The organism is Erwinia sp. E_sp_B01_1 (assembly GCF_036865545.1).
GTDB lineage: Bacteria > Pseudomonadota > Gammaproteobacteria > Enterobacterales > Enterobacteriaceae > Erwinia.
This window is the reverse complement of record NZ_CP142208.1, coordinates 2,389,761-2,406,065: the sequence shown is the minus strand read 5'-3', so window position 1 is coordinate 2,406,065 and position 16,305 is coordinate 2,389,761. Positions and strand designations below refer to the sequence as shown.

The 16,305-nt window shown below is 56.6% G+C and carries 12 protein-coding genes and 2 pseudogenes; 6 read left to right on the top strand and 8 right to left on the bottom strand.

Annotation, left to right across the window (positions count from 1 at the left end; all coding sequences use genetic code 11):
- Positions 1-272 precede the first annotated feature (272 nt).
- Both VRC33_RS11460 and VRC33_RS11455 read right to left on the bottom strand, forming a co-directional pair.
- Entirely contained in the window at positions 273-1,064 is a 792-nt protein-coding gene (locus tag VRC33_RS11460) for an MBL fold metallo-hydrolase (protein ID WP_338555907.1), read from the bottom strand.
- Between the two features lie 82 nt (positions 1,065-1,146).
- Entirely contained in the window at positions 1,147-2,175 is a 1,029-nt protein-coding gene (locus tag VRC33_RS11455) for a LacI family DNA-binding transcriptional regulator (protein WP_338555905.1), read from the bottom strand.
- Positions 2,176-2,464: 289 nt separating this feature from the next.
- Here VRC33_RS11455 and VRC33_RS11450 point away from each other — a divergent pair, with 289 nt between their 5' ends.
- The 4 genes and pseudogenes from VRC33_RS11450 (at position 2,465) to VRC33_RS11435 (ending at position 7,714) form a co-directional block, all read left to right on the top strand.
- Positions 2,465-3,493, top strand: coding sequence for an ABC transporter substrate-binding protein (locus VRC33_RS11450; RefSeq protein WP_338555903.1), 1,029 nt, complete (start codon positions 2,465-2,467; stop codon positions 3,491-3,493).
- A 110-nt stretch (positions 3,494-3,603) separates the two neighbouring features.
- Positions 3,604-5,834, top strand: a pseudogene (locus VRC33_RS11445) (iron ABC transporter permease).
- The gene (locus VRC33_RS11440) at positions 5,831-6,892 is read left to right on the top strand and encodes an ABC transporter ATP-binding protein (RefSeq protein ID WP_338563987.1); all 1,062 of its coding nucleotides are present in this window, start codon (positions 5,831-5,833) and stop codon (positions 6,890-6,892) included. Before VRC33_RS11445 ends, VRC33_RS11440 begins: the two are co-directional and overlap by 4 nt.
- Before the next feature lie 24 nt (positions 6,893-6,916).
- Complete coding sequence (locus VRC33_RS11435; RefSeq protein WP_338563985.1) at positions 6,917-7,714, top strand: inositol monophosphatase; 798 nt, start codon at positions 6,917-6,919, stop codon at positions 7,712-7,714.
- Between the two features lie 81 nt (positions 7,715-7,795).
- Here the strand turns inward: VRC33_RS11435 and VRC33_RS11430 are convergent, their stop codons facing one another.
- Positions 7,796-8,335, bottom strand: coding sequence for an MOSC domain-containing protein (locus VRC33_RS11430; protein ID WP_338563983.1), 540 nt, complete (start codon positions 8,333-8,335; stop codon positions 7,796-7,798).
- Between the two features lie 119 nt (positions 8,336-8,454).
- Positions 8,455-9,096 (bottom strand): PadR family transcriptional regulator, encoded by a 642-nt coding sequence (locus VRC33_RS11425; RefSeq protein WP_338563980.1) that lies wholly within the window; start codon positions 9,094-9,096, stop codon positions 8,455-8,457.
- Between the two features lie 229 nt (positions 9,097-9,325).
- Here VRC33_RS11425 and VRC33_RS11420 point away from each other — a divergent pair, with 229 nt between their 5' ends.
- The gene (locus VRC33_RS11420) at positions 9,326-10,834 is read left to right on the top strand and encodes an MDR family MFS transporter (RefSeq protein WP_338563978.1); all 1,509 of its coding nucleotides are present in this window, start codon (positions 9,326-9,328) and stop codon (positions 10,832-10,834) included.
- 151 nt (positions 10,835-10,985) lie between these two features.
- Complete coding sequence (locus tag VRC33_RS11415; RefSeq protein WP_338563975.1) at positions 10,986-11,519, top strand: sterol desaturase family protein; 534 nt, start codon at positions 10,986-10,988, stop codon at positions 11,517-11,519.
- Here VRC33_RS11415 and crtB read toward each other — a convergent pair.
- The 4 genes and pseudogenes from crtB to VRC33_RS11395 form a co-directional block, all read right to left on the bottom strand.
- Positions 11,458-12,381, bottom strand: coding sequence for a 15-cis-phytoene synthase CrtB (gene crtB, locus VRC33_RS11410; protein WP_338563973.1), 924 nt, complete (start codon positions 12,379-12,381; stop codon positions 11,458-11,460). The two genes, VRC33_RS11415 and crtB, sit on opposite strands and share 62 nt — an antisense overlap.
- Positions 12,378-13,858 (bottom strand): annotated as a pseudogene (locus VRC33_RS11405) (phytoene desaturase). The gene crtB and the pseudogene VRC33_RS11405 overlap by 4 nt, the downstream one beginning before the upstream one ends.
- Positions 13,858-15,021 carry a lycopene beta-cyclase CrtY gene (gene crtY, locus VRC33_RS11400; RefSeq protein ID WP_338563970.1) on the bottom strand — a complete coding sequence of 388 codons (1,164 nt, stop codon included), beginning with the start codon at positions 15,019-15,021 and terminating at the stop codon, positions 13,858-13,860. Before crtY ends, VRC33_RS11405 begins: the two are co-directional and overlap by 1 nt.
- Positions 15,018-16,292, bottom strand: a complete 1,275-nt coding sequence (locus tag VRC33_RS11395; protein WP_338563968.1) for a glycosyltransferase — start codon at positions 16,290-16,292, stop codon at positions 15,018-15,020. The genes crtY and VRC33_RS11395 overlap by 4 nt, the downstream gene beginning before the upstream one ends.
- Between the last annotated feature and the right edge of the window lie 13 nt (positions 16,293-16,305).

The following is a 16,305-nucleotide window of genomic DNA, read 5'->3' as shown; positions in this document are numbered from 1 at the left end:
CGAATATGAAAACGGCATGGCTTTATGTGGTTGGGTCGATAACGGAAAGCTTTTCAAAAGACGCTTTCTACTGTCTCAGTTAAAGATATGCGTGCCTTACTCAAACTTTTGGCCTCTAACTTGAAGCGCTGGATTGGCCCTTTTCCGGCGACTGATACTGACGTCCGCTTCTGGCACAGAGCAGACCGTCCAGCTAAGAGGTTTAAGCTGAATTTATACTCAGGATTGTTGTCCTGCCTTTACCCGGAGTAGGGTTTGGCGGGTGGGGGCTGTCATTTTAAACAGGCTATATACTTTTCGCCTGAACGCTGCACGATGTCACCGGCGTTTGCCGTGATGTTCTGACCTTCAAATGCGCCATAGAGTTTTGCAAACGGCACTTCACTGAGCCGGTGCGTGATATCGCTGACGGTATTTGCCGGAAGCGGCAGCATATTCGGATAGCTCCACATAAAAGAGACGGCATCCGCACCGGGTGTCACCTGGACGATATCACCGGCAAGTACGACCCCATTGCCCCGGGAGCAGTGTAAAACCGTGCCGCCGGCAAAATGGCCACCCAGACGCAGTAAGGTGACGTCAGAAGTGAGTTGAATCGACTCGCCTTCCCACAGCTGGATATGAGGATTATCACGCATTATCCACTCACGATCGCTGGCGTGCAGGTATACCGGCGCGTCGAATTCGTCCGCCCAGTCCTGCATGGTGGTGTAGTAGTGAGGGTGGGAGAGAGCGATGGCTTTGATTCCCCCCAGTGCGGCAATCAGGGATTTGGTGGCCTCGTCAAGATTGGCAATACAGTCCCAAAGAATATTGCCTTCCGGGGTTCTCAAAAGAAAAGCACGCTGATTGATAGCAAAGTTGGGCACGGTTTTGATACTGAATAGCGTGCTGTCGTGTTGTTGCCACTTATTTGTGTGTGAAGCCACCAGCGCATTCAGCTCCAGCCACGCCTGACCCTGAACCGGAACATACTGACGTTCGTCGTCGCATATCCTGCACTGTTCCGGCCAGCGGTCGGTGACCTGATATGAAGTGCCGCAGGCTTTGCATAACGTGATCATAAAGTCATCCTCTCTGTTTTCGCCACAGCAATGTGTTACGCCGGGCGGGTTTATCTGAGCATGGCATTGAAAATGAAATTCGCTAACCCCCGCGCACCGACCCACGCCAGATAATCTCTGACTGATATACCCGGCAATCACCCACCGGTCTGGCTGGCAGGTCATGTTCCTGTTTTTCGGCGGCAATTAACCACGTGACAGCGTCACGTGCAAACTGCTCTACGGGCTGGGCGAAGGTGGTGAGGTTATAGGAGGACCAGCCGGACTGAGGAATATTATCGTAGCCGACCAGGCAAAGATCTTCTGGGATTCTTAACGAGAAACGGTGGCGGGCCTCATCCATAAATCCGCAGGCCATTAAGTCCGTCACGCAGAACACGGCATCGGGGCGTTGATCTCTGGTCAGCAGCCGGTGCGCCAAGATCTGGCCGCTTTCATAGGATGTGGTGCCGAACCGCTCCACGGTGACGGGCAAGCCAGCTTTGTCCGCTGCGGCCAGAAAATCCCGTTCTCGGTTCATCAGGCTCGGCGTGCCCGCCAGGGAATTGGCAAACGCAAGGCGGCGGCAGCCTGCACGAACCATAGCCATTACCGCCATCTCAGCGGCTGAACGGGAATCGAGATTAATACTCAGGGAGCCGGGAAGCGTCTCATCTCGGTTGATCATAACGATGTGCTGGCCATGTTTATAACAGACCCGGGTGATGGCTTTATCAGGCATGCCTGAAAGGATTATCGAGGCATCCGCGCGAAAATTGATCGCCTGTTGCAGGGCAAGGGTGACGCTCTCATCAGACCGATCGGTATTGATCAGCATCGCCACTTTTCCGGCATCCTGCAGAAATTGCGTCAGCCAGCGCACCAGGCTGGCACGATAGGGCGTTTCCACTTCTGAAACAATCAGGCAGACAATGCCGCTGCGGTTACGCACCAGCCCCCGCGCCAGGTGATTAACGTGGTAGCCCAACTCTTCCGCAGCCTTCATCACTCTGGCCCGCGTGGCTTCCGATACGCTGGCGCCAGGGGTGTAGGTTCGTGACACCGCTGAACGGGAAACGCCGGCACGATCGGCCACATCCTGCGCACTGACCACCGTTTTTTCAACGCTCATATCGCTTCTCCTTTAACCGACGTCCCGCTCTGGCCCGGCGGGCTTTTACTCAAGAGTGAAGAGGCCTTTAACCTGTTTATCGGTTTGCTCTTAAACGAAGGCCAGTGTGCCTCACTTTGCAAAGCTGTGCAAAAAACCTTTGCGGCCGGATGTTTCAATTTTGTGACATTCCCCTTCAAATGCTGAGCAGGCTGATTGACAGGCCAGACGATGTTCCCTACTAATTTGCACACACGTGCAAAGAAAGGTGCCGGTGAAGCACCACACCCTACAAACCCAGGAGAACACCATGCGATACACTTCTCTGTTAGCTGCCCTGACTCTTACCTGCGGAACACTGCCTTTCGCGGCATCAGCCGCGGGCAACCTGAATATGATTTGCTCGGCAGACGTGGTGGTCTGTGAACTGATGACCCGCCTCTACAGTCAGTCCCATCCCGATATCAAAGTGAGTATGGTGCGGCTTTCCGCCGGTGAAGCCTATGCCCGAATCCGCAGTGAAGCGCGCAACCCCAGAACGGATATCTGGTGGGCAGGTACGGGCGATCCCCATATGCAGGCGGCGGAAGAGGGGCTGACCCAGGTCTATAAATCGCCGTTGCTGCCACAGCAGCAGGACTGGGCGCAGAAACAGGCGGAGATTTCCGGCTATCGCACCGTGGGAATTTACGCCGGTGCGCTGGGCTGGGGATATAACACCAAACTGCTGGCGGATAAAAAGCTTAAAGCACCAGCCTGCTGGGCCGATTTGCTGGATCCTGCCCTCAAGGGTGAGATCCAGATAGCTAACCCTAACTCTTCCGGCACGGCCTATAACACGCTGGCCACGCTGGTGCAGATAATGGGAGAAGATAAGGCCTTTGATTACCTGAAAAAACTCAACGGTAATATCTCCCAGTACACCAAATCTGGTTCTGCGCCGGTGAAATCGGCAGCGCGTGGCGAAACGACCGTCGGCATTGTTTTTATGCATGATGCCGTGGCCATGCAGGTTGATGGCTTCCCGATCAAGGCGGTGGCCCCCTGTGAAGGCACCGGTTATGAAATCGGATCAATGTCGATTATCAAGGGCGCGCGCAATCTTGCCAACGCCAAATCCTGGTATGACTGGGCGCTGAGCGCAGAAGCTCAGTCGCATATGAAAGAGGCTAAATCTTTCCAGCTTCCCTCTAATCGTGAGGCCGAAATCTCTGAACACGCGCCGCGATTCGAGGACATCAAGCTGATCGACTACGACTTTAAAACCTACGGCGACTCGGCGAAACGCAAAGCGTTACTGAGCCGCTGGGACAAAGAGATCGGCGCCAGCGCGCAGTAAAAGCGACGCTCTGGCCGGCATCAAGGGCCGGTCATAACCTTCTGTTGCTGAACAGCGGTGGCTATAGCCAGATGTCCGCATCAGCCTGAACCTTCAGGTCGGGGTGAATTATGAATGCTAATAACCGGCGCTTAACCGGTGCGCTGATTGCGGGCGCTATCGCCTTAACCCTGCTGCCCTGGTACAGCCTCGAAGCGGGTTTTTTCCAGGGGGCTGGATACTCTCTTTATGGGCGAACGCTGAAACCGCGCCCGCCCTCTGGCAAATGCTGGTCTGGCAGCATCCGTGGCTGGCCGTAGCAGTGGGGCTGTATCTGCTTTGTGCAGCCTGTGGATTAATGCCTGCCGGAAAACTGCGCAGCAGCTTACTTCTTCTGCTCAGTACCGCTGGCGTGGTGTTTCTTATCTTTGAAGGCCATGCCATCGGTTACAGCGGCTGGAGTTGGGTCTGGCTTGAGAACCTGATGGGCACGCTTGAGCAGGGGCAACCGGCGATGGGGGCTGGCGCACTGCTGATGCTGACCACCTTCCTGCTTATTTTCTCTTTTGCGCTGGCGGAACGCGGGGTATTGAGGGGGGATGCTTTTGTGGTGGCTTCGATCGTGATGCTGGTAGCGCTGGTCACCACCTTCGTTCTTTATCCGGTGTTAAGCCTGTTTATCGCCTCGGTGCAGGATGTGGATGGCAGCTTTAAGCCGGATGGACTGATTGCCAATATGATGGATCCTTCGATCTGGAGTCTGTCATGCCTTTCCGGAGGAACCTGTGGAACAGCCTGGCGCACGCTGGCGCTGGCCCTGATGACCGCAGCCGGTTCAACGCTGTTGGGGCTGGCCTTTGCGCTTGCCGCCACCCGCACAGCTTTCCCCTGCAAGAAAGCGCTGCGCATGTTGACCATTCTCCCGATTATCACGCCGCCGTTTGTGATCGGCCTGGCGCTGATCCTGCTGTTCGGGCGTTCAGGCGTGGTGACGGAATATCTGGCCGCTCTGTTTGATATTGAGCCGGGACGCTGGCTATACGGCCTGACCGGCATCTGGATTGCCCAGGTTCTCTCCTTTACGCCCATCGCCTTCCTGGTACTGATTGGCGTGGTGGAAGGCGTCAGCCCCTCTATGGAAGAAGCCTCACAGACACTGCGGGCCAACCGCTGGCGCACCTTTACCCGTGTCTCGCTGCCGCTGATGGCACCGGGGCTGGCGAATGCGTTTCTGATCGGCTTTATCGAAAGCATGGCGGATTTCGGTAACCCGATGGTGCTGGGCGGCAGCCACGGTGTGCTTTCCACTGAAATATTTTTCTCGGTGGTCGGGGCGCAAAACGATCCAAGTCGCGCTGCGGTGCTGGCAATGATCCTGCTCTGCTTCACGCTGGCTGCCTTTATTCTGCAACGCGTGTGGCTCTCGGGGAAAAGCTACGCCACGGTGACCGGCAAGGGTGATGGCGGAAAACACGGGCAGCTGCCGGTGGCTCTGCGCTACAGCGTGTACGGCATGATTATTCCGTGGGGACTCTTTACCCTGGTGATCTACGGCATGATTTTTGTTGGCGGTTTTGTTCAGTCCTGGGGGCTGAACGATACGCTGACGCTGCAACACTATATTCACGCTTTCCGTGTCAGTATTACCGATGGAGAGATTATCTGGAGCGGAGTGGCCTGGAACTCCTTCTGGACCACGCTGGAAATTGCCCTGATTGCTGCGCCATTAACGGCGGCGGTGGGATTACTGACCGCCTGGCTGATTGTGCGGCAGAAATTTGCAGGCCGACAGACCTTCGAATTTATGCTGATGCTGAGTTTTGCCATTCCGGGCACGGTCATCGGCGTGAGCTATGTGACGGCTTACAATCTGCCACCGCTTGAGATTACCGGCACCGCTCTGATTCTGATTGCCTGCTTTGTGTTCCGCAACATGCCGGTAGGCGTGCGTGGTGGCATCGCGGCTATGACCCAGCTGGATAAAAGTCTGGATGAAGCTTCGTTGACGCTGGGTGCAAACAGCTTCCGCACGCTGCGCAAAGTGGTGCTGCCGCTGCTTAAACCGGCGATCAGTGCCGCGCTGGTTTATGCCTTTGTCCGGGCTATCACCTCAATCAGCGCGGTGATCTTCCTGGTCAGCGCGCAGTACAACATGGCCACTTCGTACATCGTGGGCCTGGTGGAAAATGGTGAATATGGCGTGGCTATTGCCTACTCGACGGTGCTGATCGTGGTGATGTTAACCATTATCCTGGTGTTTCAGCTTCTGGTGGGTGAACGTCGGCTTCGTCGTGCGGCCACTGCCGTCCCCGTTGCGGTTCCCCCAACGCCCACATCCTTAACGCAGGAGAGTGCAGTATGACTTCGGTAACCGCAGGATCCGTTGTATTTGAGCATGTTTCAAAGCAGTTCGCGGGCTTTACGGCGCTGCCGGATCTCTCACTGACCGTGGAAGCCGGAACGCTTGTGACGCTGCTGGGCCCCTCTGGCTGTGGCAAAACCACCACGCTCAGGCTGCTGGCCGGGCTGGAACATCCGACTTCTGGCCGTATCCTGATTGGTGGGCGTGATGTGACAAATCTGCCCGCCAATGAGCGTGACGTGGCGATGGTGTTCCAGTCCTATGCGCTGTTCCCGCATATGACCGCGCTGGAGAACATCATGTACGGGCTGCTTTCGTCGGGCATGAATAAAAAAGAGGCCCATGACCGGGCGCAGGAAGGGATGAACCTTGTCGGCCTGGCTAATCAGGGGCACCGGCTGCCTTCTGAACTCTCCGGCGGGCAGCAGCAGCGTATTGCCGTGGCCCGCGCGCTGGTGCTTGAACCTCAGGTGCTGCTGCTGGATGAGCCGCTCTCAAACCTGGATGAGCGCCTGCGGCGACGGGTCAGAACCGAAATTCGCGATCTGCAACAACGGCTTGGCTTTACGGCAGTGTATGTCACCCACGATCAGGAAGAGGCGCTGGCGGTGTCGGACAAAATTATCGTGATGAAAGAGGGCGAGATTGCGCAGCAGGGTGCGCCGGAAACGCTCTACCATTCGCCAAATTCGGTGTTTATTGCCGACTTTATGGGGGAGGCAAACATTCTGCCCTGTGAAGTGGAGCAGGTGGAAGGCGACAGCGCAATGATCAGAGTAGGCACCCAGCTTTATCGCGTCCGGGGAGCCGGAGCCAGAATGGGGGCTGCACAGCTTTCCGTCCGCCCGCAATTTATCACCTTATGCGGTGAGGGAGAGGGCGCGCTGAAAGGGGAAGTGATCCACAGCACCTGGCTGGGCGACCACATCGAATATGAGGTGCATACCGAGCTGGGATCGCTGTTTATCGTTGACGCGCAGATGGAGCATCAGCTGCCTTTGTCATCGGCCGTGGCCGTGGACTTTAAACCTCAGGGACTGGCGCTGATTGCCTGCTGATCCCTTTTAACCTAAGGATTGACTATGAATGCTGGTAAAAATGAAATGATGGCTCGTCTGGCACTGGCAGAAGAGGTGGCGCGGGCAGGCGGGGAGGCCGCACTGGCCTGGTTTCACAAACGTGACAGCCTGGTGATCGAAACCAAATATGACGCTCAGGATGTGGTATCGATCGCGGACCGGGAAGTGGAACAGCTTATCAGCGAGCGTATAGCGGCAATGTTTCCGCACGATGGTTTTCTTGGTGAGGAGAGCGGCCTGCAAAAGGGCACCTCTGATTATACCTGGGTAGTGGATCCCATTGATGGTACCAGCCCCTTTCTGAACGGTATGCCAAGCTGGTGTGTCTCTGTCGCGGTACTGCGTGGCGATGTTCCGGTGATTGGCGTCATCTTCGCGCCCTGTTATCAGGAATGCTACATCGCCGCGCTGGGCGAAGGGGCGACACTGAATGGCCGCAGGCTCCAGGTTGATCCCACACGAACACTGCAAAACCATGTTACCGGCTTTGGTGCCAACAGCTACGTCAGCCCCGAAAAAGTAGGAGAGATTCTGGCTTCTCTGCTCACGGCGGGCGGGAACTTTATCCGGATTGGCTCCGGCGCACTGATGCTGGCCTGGGTCGCCGCCGGACGAGTCGTCGGTTATTACGAGCCCTATATGCACGCCTGGGATTGTCTGGCCGGGTATTGTCTGGTGAAAGAGGCAGGCGGCTGGTATCACCCGTTTAATACGGAGGGGGATCGCCTCACGAAAGGGGCACAGGTCCTGGCCGTGGCGCCGGGCGCGGAAGCCGAGCTGAGGAAAATTGCTGGTATTTAACGGCGGATGGGCAAACCAGTAGCTATGACTGCCGGTTTGCCCCCGTCATGCGCTTTTATTACTGACCGGGAACCCGGTAGATCAGCGGTTTATGAGGCAGGGGGGCAACTCAATGTCAATCATGTCGCCCGGATAGACTTCGCCGCCCTTGATTACGATGCTCATCACCCCTGTTTTGCGGACCATGCCGGCAGGTGTTTTTTCAACAAGATGCTGAAACAGACCGGGCTGAAACTTTTCAATTTGACTGCAGGGGTTTCGCAGTCCTGTCAGTTCAATGACCGCTTCACCGCCGAAGTGCAGGCGTGTCCCCACAGGCAGGCTGAGCAAATCGACATTCCTCGTTGAGATATTTTCGCCCAGTTCGCCTGGCCGCACGGTGTGACCCTTTTCCAGTAACTGATCAAACAGTTCTGCCTGGATCACATGCACCTGACGAAGGTTGGGGTGTTCTCCGAAACGCCGGATATGGTAACGATGCTGGTCGTTGATTCCGGCATGAGAATCGCCCTCAACGCCAACATTTTCAATCAGCCGGACAGACTGCTTCGGCGCTTTGCTGAAGGCATGTCTGGTGCTGCTCTGGACGGAAACCACCACGGGGAGGTCAGGCTCATACACGGAGATATCCTCTCATACAAAACGTTCCTTTCAACGGTGCCGTTGAGACACCGTGGCAGGCAAAGAGTTGCAGAAGAAAGCCTTGCTGGCCTCCTTTGTCTGAGAGGGAAAGGCCGGATTCACGACCCTACAGATTTAAGCTGGTCCAGCGTTTGCTGCAAAACAACCGCAACCTGCTGCTGGGTGTCTGCATCACTGCCGTGATAATTATGCAGCTGAGTGCGAAGCTGATGAATCGCCTGCATTAGTGCAGGTTCAAACGGTTGGCGGTGCTCGGACATCGCCTGATTCACGGTATCGCTCTGGCGGGCAAACAGGGCAAGTTTGGCGATCAGCGCTTCTGCCACAGCCTGATTTTCCGCAAGCCAGGCTTCACCCTGCTGGTTGATCGCATAGCGTTTACGATTACCTTCCTGCTGCACGGTGACATAACCGACATCTTCCAGATAGGTCAGTGCAGGGTAGATAACACCAGGGCTGGGGGTGTAAAAACCGCCGCTTTTCTCGGTCAGCGTTTTGATCAGCTCGTAACCGTAGCTGGCCTGCTCTTTGAGCAGCGTCAGCACCAGAATTTGCAGCTCATCCGCACCAAATTTACGGCCACGCAGGAAAGAAGGGCGATCGCGATGACCAGCATCATCACCGCCACGGCCACGGCCATGTCCACGGTGCCCCTCGTGACCCTCACCACGGCGATGGGCATGTCTGTGATGATGGTGGTGGTGGCCACCCCGGCTTTCGTTAAACAGTTCTTTAAACATAAATGATCTCCTGAGTAGAATAAGTATCTTACGACTGTATCGTAAGATAGTGCTTGTTATATATCTTACGATAGTTAAAAGCAACATAAAATGGCGAACTCAGACTCCCTGGTCTTGATTGCAGGTAAACTGTGCCAACATAATGTGCAGCAGGGATAGCCCTTTACAGAATCTGGTTTATCAAGCCGGTGCCTCATACAACTACAAATTTCTAAAAGCGAGTGTCGTTATGGATGCTGATTCTTTCGCATCAAAAGAGTCTGATTCGCAGGGGAAAGAGCCCTCCCTGCGTCTGCTGTTCAGTGCTTTATTGCTGGTGATGCTGCTGGCAGCGCTGGATCAAACTATCGTCTCCACCGCGCTGCCCACCATTGTGGGTGAACTGGGTGGCCTGGATAAACTGACCTGGGTGGTTATCGCCTATACCCTGGCTTCCACGGTTGTGGTGCCGTTGTACGGTAAATTCGGCGATCTGTTTGGGCGTAAACGCGTTCTGCAGATTGCCATTGCGCTGTTCCTGCTGGGGTCCGCCTTGTGTGGACTGTCGCAGACCATGGAACAGCTGGTGCTGACCCGTGCGCTTCAGGGACTGGGAGGCGGGGGACTGATGGTGGTCAGCATGGCCGCCGTGGCGGATGTGGTTCCTCCCGCCAGCCGGGGGCGCTATCAGGGGTTATTCGGCGGTGTATTTGGGCTGGCTACGGTAATCGGCCCGCTGATTGGAGGCTTTATCGTTCAGCACACCACCTGGCGCTGGATCTTCTATATCAACCTGCCTCTGGGGCTGTTTGCCCTGCTGGTGATCGGCGCGGTGCTTAAACCGGCCGGAAAGCGGAAACAGCACGAGATCGACTATCTGGGCGCTTTCTATCTGTGCCTGGCGCTGGTTGGAATAACCCTGTTCACCAGTGAAGGCGGCAGCGTTAAAGCCTGGTCCGATCCGCTGTTGTGGTGCATCCTGGCATTTGGTCTGGTCGGCCTGGCTGGCTTTATTTATGAAGAGCGCAGGGCGATCGAACCGATCATTCCGCTGACCCTGTTTCGGGAACGCAGCTTTCTGCTCAGCAGCCTGATCGGTTTTATTATCGGCATGGCGTTATTTGGTAGCGTGACTTTCCTGCCGCTCTACCTGCAGGTGGTGAAGGCTGCAACGCCTACGCAGGCGGGTATGCAGTTGCTGCCGCTGATGGGGGGCTTGCTGCTCACGTCAATTATCAGCGGCAGGATAATCAGCCGCACCGGGAGATACCGTCTGTTCCCCATTGCCGGAACCTTGTTCGCCAGCATGGGCATGGCGCTGTTAACCACCATCACCACCGATTCCCCGGTCTGGCATCTCTATCTGTTCACCAGCGTGATGGGCATGGGCCTTGGCATGGTGATGCAGGTGCTGGTACTGGCGGTGCAGAATACCGTCGCGCCCACTATGCTTGGCGTTGCAACCTCTTCCGTCACGCTGTTCCGTTCGGTGGGAGGATCTGTTGGCGTGGCGCTGTTTGGTACGGTATTCACTCAGATCCTGAAGTCGGGACTGGAACGCCTGATCCCTGAAGGTTCAGAACTGCCGAAGTCACTGGACCCGACTGCCATTCGTCATCTGCCCGAACCCCTGCATCATGACTACCTGCTGGCGTTTGGCGATGCGATTCACGCAGCCTTTATGATGGCTACCGGCGTGATGGTGATGGCGTTTATTCTCTCCTGGTTTTTACCCGAATCTACGCTGAGGAAAAGCTAAGCGCCTGTTTCGATCGGCAGCAAATAAACGGGGGGATATCGCTTCAGCTTCAGAGGGTTCATAAGGCCGGGCAGGCAAACTAAATTTCTGCACGCTTCAGGAGTTAATGGATTAAGCTTGTGCCCATGTTGTAAAAAAGAGTCAAAACACTATGCTGCTGTTGGTTAACATTTTGATTGTTATCGCTACCGTTGTTGTGATGGAAATCGTTGCTGCACTTTCCCATAAATACATCATGCATGGCTGGGGGTGGGGCTGGCATCTCTCTCACCACGAACCTCACGAGGGCGGCCTGGAGTTGAACGATCTTTATGCGGTGGTGTTTGCCGTACTGGCGATTGGGCTGATTTACTTCGGCAGTACCGGACTCTGGCCGCTGCAGTGGATCGGGGCGGGAATGACGACCTATGGCGCACTCTATTTCATCGTGCATGACGGTCTGGTGCATCAGCGCTGGCCGTTTCGCTATATCCCGCGCAAAGGCTATCTGAAGCGCCTCTATATGGCTCACCGCCTGCATCACGCGGTCAGGGGCAAAGAGGGGTGCGTGTCATTTGGTTTTCTGTACGCGCCGCCGCTGACGAAGCTGCAAAAAACGCTGCGTCAGCGGCATAAAAGGCCGGTCAGAGCGGGCGCTGCCAAAGCGCCGCAGGACGGGATGTCCGCTTCGAAAAAAGAGAAGTAGCGGCCTGACCTGCCGCCGAGGCCAGCAAGCCGAGCTTTTCCAGCTTGCTGGTGCCCTGGCGTTTCTGCCAGGCCTGTTCGCCCGCAGCCATCACTTTTACGCCAATCTCACGATAAACGCCTCGCGCCGTGGCGATCGCCCAGGCAGAGCGTAAAGGTAAACCTTGCAGCCCAGCCTGAGCTGAGTGGTAATAAGGTTCAGCCGCCATAATCAGGCGCCTTGCCACTCTTGCCAGCGCAACACGCTGAGCAGGTTCAGCGTAATTTTGCAGGGTCAGACCCTCTTCCTCAAGCCAGCTTACGGGCAGATAGCAGCGTCCGGCCTGTGCATCCTCCACAATATCGCGGGCGATGTTGGTTAACTGGAAGGCTAATCCCAAATCGCAGGCGCGATCCAGCACAGCCTGGTCGCGGACGCCCATCACCTGAGCCATCATCAGTCCCACCACGCCGGCGACGTGGTAACAGTAGCGAAGCGTGTCATCCAGCGTGTAATACGTTTCTTCCCGCACGTCCATCGCATAGCCTTCAAGGTGATCAAACGCCAGCCGTTCGGGGATCGCCTGCGCCAGCGCCACTTCCTGAAAAGCGGCAAAAGCCGGGTCCTGCATCGGCTCGCCCCTGAATGCGGCACGGGTGGACTGCCTCAGCTCCTCCAGCCGCTGTTCCGGGGTATCAGCCGGGACAGGTGCTGCAAACCCCAACTGCTGGCCGTCAATCACATCATCACAATGACGGCACCAGGCATAAAGCATCAGCGCGCTGCGGCGGGTAACGGGATCAAACAGCTTTGAAGCGGTGGCAAAACTTTTGGAGCCAGCAGCCATAGTTTCGGTGGCGTGATTAAGCAGAGGCTGATTCATGGCGCTAAATCCTTAACCATCAGGCTGGCAGTGGCTTTGGCAGAGCCAATCACACCGGGTACGCCCGCGCCAGGATGCGTGCCTGCGCCGACCAGGTAAAGGTTTTCAATCTGGCTGTCCCGGTTATGGGGCCGGAACCAGGCGCTCTGGGTCAGGATAGGTTCGATGGAAAACGCCGAGCCCAGGTGCGCATCCAGTTGATCGCGGAAATCAAACGGGGTAAACATGCGATGCGTGACCAGTTGCTCCCGCAGGCCGGGCATATAGCGCTCTTCAAGGTAATCAAAAATGCGATCGCGCAGGCGCGGGCCTTCCACTTCCCAGTCAATGTCGGCGGTTCCCAGATGCGGTACGGGGGCCAGCACGTAGTAACTCCCACAACCTGCGGGAGCCAGGGAAGGATCGGTCACGCAAGGGGCATGAAGATAAAGAGAAAAGTCTTCCGCCAGCTCTGGATTGTTAAAAATTTCATCAATCAGCTCCCTGTAGCGGGGGCCAAAACAAACCGTGTGATGCGCAAGCTGACTGTGATGATGATTCAGCCCGAAGTAGAGGACAAACAGTGAGTTACTCATCCGTTTGCGGCTCAGCGAGGCCGCCCGCGCCACGCCCTGAGGATGATGGCTTAGCAGCTTTTTATAGGTGTTCACCACGTCGGCATTCGATGCCACGGCGGAAACAGGGATCAGCCGTCCATCCTCAAGCTCCACACCCGTGACCCTGTCACCTTTTGTCTGGAGCTGGCTGACCCGTGCATTGAGTTGAATCTCTCCTCCCAGGTCTTCAAACAGCTTTACCATTCCCTGAACAAGGGCGCCGGTCCCCCCCGCGGGAACCAGACACCCCATTCGCGCTCCAGGGCGTGGATCAGCGTATAAATGGCGGAAGTGGCAAAAGGATTACCGCCAACCAGCAGAGAGTGAAACGAGAATGCCTGACGCAGATGATCCTCCTCTATAAAAGAAGAAACCATAGAATAGACGCTGCGCCAGGCCTGAAGACGTGCCAGTTGAGGGCCCGCTTTCAGCATGTCGCGAAAAGAGAGAAAAGGCACGGTGCCGAGCTTGAGATAGCCTTCGCGGAAAACAGCCTGCGAATAGGAAAGAAAACGCTGATAGCCCGCCACATCTGCCGGATTAAAACGGGCGATTTCCTGCTCAAGCTGCTGCTGATCGTTGTCATAGTTCAGCACCTTGCCATCTTCCCAGCAGAGCCGGTAAAACGGCCTTACCGGCATTAATTCGACATAATCTTCCAGCCGCTTACCCGCCAGGGTGAACAGCTCTTCGATAGCACTGGGATCGGTGATAACCGTAGGGCCGGCATCAAAAGTAAAACCCTGATCCTGATAGACGTAAGCGCGGCCGCCGGGCTTGTCCCGACCTTCCAGCAGCAGGGTGGGAATGCCTGCCGCCTGGAGGCGGATCGCTAAGGCCAGGCCGCCAAATCCGGCGCCAATTACCGTGGTTCTGTTCATTATAATGCTCGCAGACGGGGAGTTTGCTTGAGCACGGCCTTCAGCGCTTCACCTACCGGAACCGGTGGTTTACCTGTCAGAACCCGTGCCATATCGTATAACGTTGGCTCTCCCGCATAGAAGCGGGCAATCAGCTGGTCATCCAGCCGGTAAAAACGTTGCATCACCTGCCAGCGCCTGGAAGGCGTTCCAGCCAGAAATAGCATGCGGTTAAGCAGACGGAAAAAGCGCTGCTGCTGCCACTGTCTGGCCGAAAATCGCTGGATGAGTTCGGCCAGGCTGCTGCTTTCCAGATCGGGCTGGCTGGCGATCAAATCGGCCAGCGTGGTTGCCAGAGGCAGGGAATAGCCGGTTGTAGGATGGAAAAGGCCGGCGCGAATACCGCTGCGGGGCTGGCCGCCAGCGTGCTGCCAGAACGCTTTGGGATCGCCCGCCAGCGTAATAGGCAGGTTTCCCTGCTCTTCACGCTCCAGTGTTTGCAGTTCCCAGCCTTTTTCGCGGGCATAGGCGGCTATCCGCTCCCGGGCTTCACTGGCGTTGAAGGCGGTGCCATCAATGTAATGGGTATCTTCAATCAGCAGCGAATCGGGCGTCAGCGGCAGTGTATAAACAAACCTGTAGCCTTCAAGCTGATCGACCCTGGCATCCATAAGGATGGGGCGGGTTAATCCGTGTGGCCTGGCAAGCTGCCACTGCTGACCCAAAAACGCCTGATAGCCAATCTTCATACAGGGGCTGGCCTGATAGCCCCTGCCATCAATAACTGCCGGAGCGGAGAAAGTACGGCCATCGGCCAGCCTTACCTCAGTGGGCGTGAGCTGAACGATGTCGCTCTGAGTCAGGATGTTTTTGCCCAGAGCCTGCTCCATAACCCCGGCGAAACGTTCAGAAGTCACCGTCAGATAGCCGCCTGGCAAAGTGCGATTAAGCTCGGGGAAGGAGACGTCGTAGCCCTCCCAGCGATGGGCTATCAGCGGGGCGATCTCTGCCAGTTGAGCAGCGGTTAAGTCGCTTTCGTGAAATGACCAGGTATGATTGCCGCCGGGCCGTGGCCCTGCTTCAATCATCAGAATACGGATATCGGGCTGACGCTGGAGCAGGCGCAGAGCAATCAGTCCGTTTGCCAGTCCACCACCGGCGAGGATCAGATCCCAGACTCTCACCCGGCCGCCTTAGCGATGACGCTGAAAGAGGGGCTTAGTGCCTGGCTGATAAGGCGGGCAGCCAGTACCGCTCCGCCCGCGTTGTTGAGCTGCGCCTGCAGGGGCTGAAGATGTTGCTGATAGCGGTTTTCACTTAACAGCGGGTGCAGATTTTTTGCCAGAGTATCGCTGCTGCAATTGCGTGAGACACGACGACCAATCCCGCTCCAGCTGACCCGTGCCGCCACACCGGGCTGATCAAATGCCACCGGCATAGCCAGCACCGGCGTCAGGGTGGCAATGGCATCAGCCACGGTATTCATCCCACCGTGGGTAACGACCGCCTGAGCCTGCTGTAAAACGGCGTACTGATCGGCAAAATCTGTGACCCAGGTGGCGCCGTTTTCCCGCAGGAGATCGCTTTGTGCTTCATCCAGTCCGCCGCAATGGGCGATCAGCAACTGAACATCCAGGCTGCGGCACGCCCTGGCGATGCTTTTAAACTGGCTGAATCTGTGACCCTGTAACGTGCCCAGTGAAGCAAAGACCAGAGGACGCGAAGAGGAGACACCCGGATGCGGCTGAAGATGATGACGGGGCTTACGCAGCGGGCCAACAGCATGAAATGTTTCCGGCAATGCGTAGCGGGGGAAATCCAGGCCGGGCAGAGTCTGGCTGATCTGCAACAAGGGCGAAAGGCAGTCATGCAACCCTTTACGGCTGCGCAGTCCAAATGCTGCGGCGTGGCGGTTAATGGCTCTGTTCTGCGCCCGCATCAGCCAGTCATAGATGCGCTGGCTGGATTTAAAAAGCCTGAGCGAGCGCTGGTCGGTGCCGTAATCAAAGGGCATCACCGGTAAGGGTAATCCCGGCTCGCGGTTGACCGGTAGCGCACAGGCAACGGAAACAAAAGGCAGGCCCAGCGCTTCGGCCACCAGGCCTCCGGCCGGCTCCATCTGATCGACAATTAACCCGTCGACGGCCAGTTTTTCCAGCGCGGCGGGGAGTTCCGCACAGAGCATATCAGTGGTCAGCGCCATATCCTCGATCAGGCTGAGGAGCGAAAGGCCGGGACTGGCCGCCAGTTTCAACGTACGCGAAAGGGATCCCTCAGGGTGGGACAATATGCCCACGGGATGCCTGCCGATACCCGGCTCCTGCAGATTTGCCAGGGCTTCAGGCTGCTGAATAAAGGTAATGCGGTGTCCCAGTGCCATCAGTTCATAAGCCAGCGCCTCCAGGGCGCGCTGATGGCTGTAAAGCGGGGGAGCGATAATGGCGTAATGGCTCATTTTTCCCTCCCGG

Bases quoted from the DNA above. Each gene is read 5' to 3' on its own strand.
- VRC33_RS11420 (WP_338563978.1), top strand. From the start codon at position 9,326: ATGGATGCTGATTCTTTCGCATCAAAAGAGTCTGATTCGCAGGGGAAA.
- VRC33_RS11395 (WP_338563968.1), bottom strand. From the start codon at position 16,292: ATGAGCCATTACGCCATTATCGCTCCCCCGCTTTACAGCCATCAGCGC.
- VRC33_RS11455 (WP_338555905.1), bottom strand. From the start codon at position 2,175: ATGAGCGTTGAAAAAACGGTGGTCAGTGCGCAGGATGTGGCCGATCGT.
- VRC33_RS11435 (WP_338563985.1), top strand. From the start codon at position 6,917: ATGAATGCTGGTAAAAATGAAATGATGGCTCGTCTGGCACTGGCAGAA.
- VRC33_RS11415 (WP_338563975.1), top strand. From the start codon at position 10,986: ATGCTGCTGTTGGTTAACATTTTGATTGTTATCGCTACCGTTGTTGTG.
- VRC33_RS11425 (WP_338563980.1), bottom strand. From the start codon at position 9,096: ATGTTTAAAGAACTGTTTAACGAAAGCCGGGGTGGCCACCACCACCAT.
- crtB (WP_338563973.1), bottom strand. From the start codon at position 12,381: ATGAATCAGCCTCTGCTTAATCACGCCACCGAAACTATGGCTGCTGGC.
- VRC33_RS11450 (WP_338555903.1), top strand. From the start codon at position 2,465: ATGCGATACACTTCTCTGTTAGCTGCCCTGACTCTTACCTGCGGAACA.
- VRC33_RS11440 (WP_338563987.1), top strand. From the start codon at position 5,831: ATGACTTCGGTAACCGCAGGATCCGTTGTATTTGAGCATGTTTCAAAG.
- VRC33_RS11460 (WP_338555907.1), bottom strand. From the start codon at position 1,064: ATGATCACGTTATGCAAAGCCTGCGGCACTTCATATCAGGTCACCGAC.